This window comes from uncultured Faecalibacterium sp. (assembly GCF_900066275.1).
GTDB lineage: Bacteria > Bacillota > Clostridia > Oscillospirales > Ruminococcaceae > Faecalibacterium > Faecalibacterium taiwanense.
Map to the genome: position 1 here is coordinate 2158 of NZ_FMFG01000064.1, position 2610 is coordinate 4767.

Below are 2610 nucleotides of genomic sequence, written 5' to 3' on the forward strand. Positions count from 1 at the left end.
GAGTGGCCGTGCCCCATACCCGCGCCGACGGCAGCTTTAAGCCGGACAAGGGCGTTGCCAAGTGGCGCGTCATCCGCGGCTACCGGGCAGTGACCGAACCATGACCGTGCAGGTAAAATAGCCCCACAGCACAAGGCCCCGCAGACTTTGAAAAAGGTCTGCGGGGCCGCTGTTTGTTTGTGCGTGGCGTGCAGGGAAAGTTTGAGAAGGCGTACGGCAAACCTGTTCCGCGCATTACATCTCATGTGCTGCGACACACCTTCTGCACCAATGTTCAGCAGGCCGGGTTGGATGTGAAGAGCCTGCAATACCTGATGGGACACTCCAATGCCAGTGTGACGTTGGATGTCTACACGCACAGTAGTTTTGAATCGGTTGAAAGAGCCTTTGAACAGATCGCCGGCAACCTGTGATTTTCGACGCATGAAGCGGAATTGCTTACTCAATAAGTACCTTATGGAGACGGGATCTCTTCGGAGACCCCGTCTCTTTTTGTATAGAAACCACAGATGCAGCCCACTCTATCAAAAAGGGGTGAGCAGATGTCCGGCAAACGGGTATTGGCGTTGTATGCAGCTGTTCTGCTGGGGTTTGCGGTAGTTTTGTGCCGCCTGTATTTTCTGGCAGAGAACCATACCTATGCTGCCCGGGCCGAAGCACAGAGCACAGTCCGGCTCTCGCTGCCTGCCCGGCGGGGCAGCTTTTACGATCACAGCGGCCTGCTTCTCACCGGGCTGGAAACGCGGTATCTTGCCCTCTGCTTCCCGGGCGAAAACAACTACACACGCCTGTATGCATTTACGGATAGTGCCGGGCAGGCACTTTTGTACCGGAACCGCAACCGCTCCGCACCGTTTCTGCTGGAAGTGGACCGCGACCTTTCCGGGCGCGGCATACGCTGCTTTGCAACGGCACGGCGCTGCGCAGAAGTTCCGCTGTGCCAGCATCTGATCGGCTATCTGGATGCAGAAGGCTGCGGCATTGCCGGGCTGGAAAAGGCGCTGGACAGCCAGCTGGCCGGGACAAAGGAGCATGACACGCTGGTGTGCGCGGTCACAGCACAAGGACGGCTGCGGGCCGGGGAAACACCGCAGCTTACCCGGCAGGACAGCAGTGCGGGGGGCATGCAGCTGACGATCTCCCGCCCGGTGCAGCGTGCCGCCGAAGCGGTGGCCGCAGACACCATGACCAGCGGCTGCATTCTGGTTCTGGACACGGCCACTGCTGCGGTTCGCGCCAGCGTCAGCGTACCGGGCTATGACCCGGATGACCTTGCCGCAAGTCTGGATGCACCGGACAGTCCGTTCCTGAACCGCGCACTGGAAAGCTATGCTGTGGGTTCAGTGTTCAAGCCGGTGCTGGCTGCGGCAGCGCTGGAGCAGGGCATCCTGCCGGAGTACGAATGCACCGGTGCGGTGGTGGTGGATGGACAGATCTTCCGCTGCGCAGGCGGTGTTCCGCACGGAACGGTAGACATGACTGCGGCTCTGGAAAAAAGCTGCAACGGCTATTTTATCCGGCTGGGGCAGCAGCTGGGGGCAGAGACGCTTTTGCAGATGTCTCGGCAGCTTGGCTTCGGGCAGGAGGTGCCGGTGGCAGGTGCGCTGCACGCCGATGCCGGAAAGCTGCCGTCTGCCGGGGAGCTTGCCCAGAGCGGCCAGCTGGCAAATTTCAGCTTTGGGCAGGGCGGTCTGCTGGCATCACCGGTACAGATCGCCGCCATGATGAACACCATTGCTTCCGGCGGGGTGTACCGCACGCCTTTCTTTGTGTGTGGCTCGGTGGATGAAACTGACGGTACGCCGCTGGAAACGCTTGCACATCCGCAGTCAAGGCGGGTGATGAGTGCGGAAAATGCAGCGCTCCTGCGTAAAATGCTGCAGCAGGTGGTGGAAGAGGGCACCGCACAGGATGCTGCCTGGCTGGAAGAAGGGGCTGGCGGCAAGACCGGTACCGCGCAGACCGGGCAGTTCACACCGGATGGCACGGAACGCAAAAACTTGTGGTTCACAGGGTTTTACCCGGCGCAGCAGCCGCGCTACACCATTGTGGTGCTGCAGGACGGGCAGGTGAGCACGGAACATTCCAGCGCCGCCATCTTTGCCCGGCTGTGCGCAATGCTGGACCTTCTGGCATAAAAATGCACGGTTTCTGCTTGCTTTTTTGCGCTTGTTATGCTACTATATATTTGTATTTCTGCGTAGTTTTTGTTGAATTAAAATAAAGGAGCGTTTCAATCCATGTCTGTTATCGAAATTGTTGGCGGTGTGATCCTGCTGATCGCTTCGCTCGTCATCGTTTTCCTCACTCTCATGCAGCACACCCACGGTCAGGGCCTTTCCGGTGCTATCAACGGCAGTATGGGCGGCGCAAACAATGCCCGTTTGACCCCGGCTGATCAGATGCTGGCCAAGACCACCCGCATTGCAGGTATTGTTTTCTTTGTGGTTGCCATTCTGGCATGTCTGTTTGCAGGCCGTCTGGCAGATTGACAAGGTTCGTGCAGCCCCGTGTAAAGGACGGGGCTGTTTTTCTGTGTTATGATAGGATGTCGGCGGCAGTCTGACCGCCGGGCAGGGTGGGGCAGCTGGCCCACGATTGGCAGCGCTG

The 2610-nt window shown here is 59.0% G+C and carries 3 protein-coding genes; all 3 read left to right on the forward strand.

The window, feature by feature from the left end; translation table 11 throughout:
- Positions 1-179 precede the first annotated feature (179 nt).
- The 3 genes from QZL71_RS12700 (at position 180) to secG (ending at position 2492) form a co-directional block, all read left to right on the forward strand.
- Positions 180-413 (forward strand): tyrosine-type recombinase/integrase, encoded by a 234-nt coding sequence (locus QZL71_RS12700; RefSeq protein ID WP_223387763.1) that lies wholly within the window; start codon positions 180-182, stop codon positions 411-413.
- A 129-nt stretch (positions 414-542) separates the two neighbouring features.
- Positions 543-2138: a peptidoglycan D,D-transpeptidase FtsI family protein gene (locus QZL71_RS12705; RefSeq protein WP_154255456.1), complete on the forward strand. Its 1596-nt coding sequence runs from the start codon at positions 543-545 to the stop codon at positions 2136-2138.
- Positions 2139-2240: 102 nt separating this feature from the next.
- The gene (secG, locus tag QZL71_RS12710; protein ID WP_294649071.1) at positions 2241-2492 is read left to right on the forward strand and encodes a preprotein translocase subunit SecG; all 252 of its coding nucleotides are present in this window, start codon (positions 2241-2243) and stop codon (positions 2490-2492) included.
- The last annotated feature ends 118 nt before the right edge of the window (positions 2493-2610 follow it).

What these genes read in the sequence shown, in the direction of transcription:
- QZL71_RS12705 (WP_154255456.1), top strand. Translation starts at nt 543, where the DNA reads ATGTCCGGCAAACGGGTATTGGCGTTGTATGCAGCTGTTCTGCTGGGG.
- secG (WP_294649071.1), top strand. Translation starts at nt 2,241, where the DNA reads ATGTCTGTTATCGAAATTGTTGGCGGTGTGATCCTGCTGATCGCTTCG.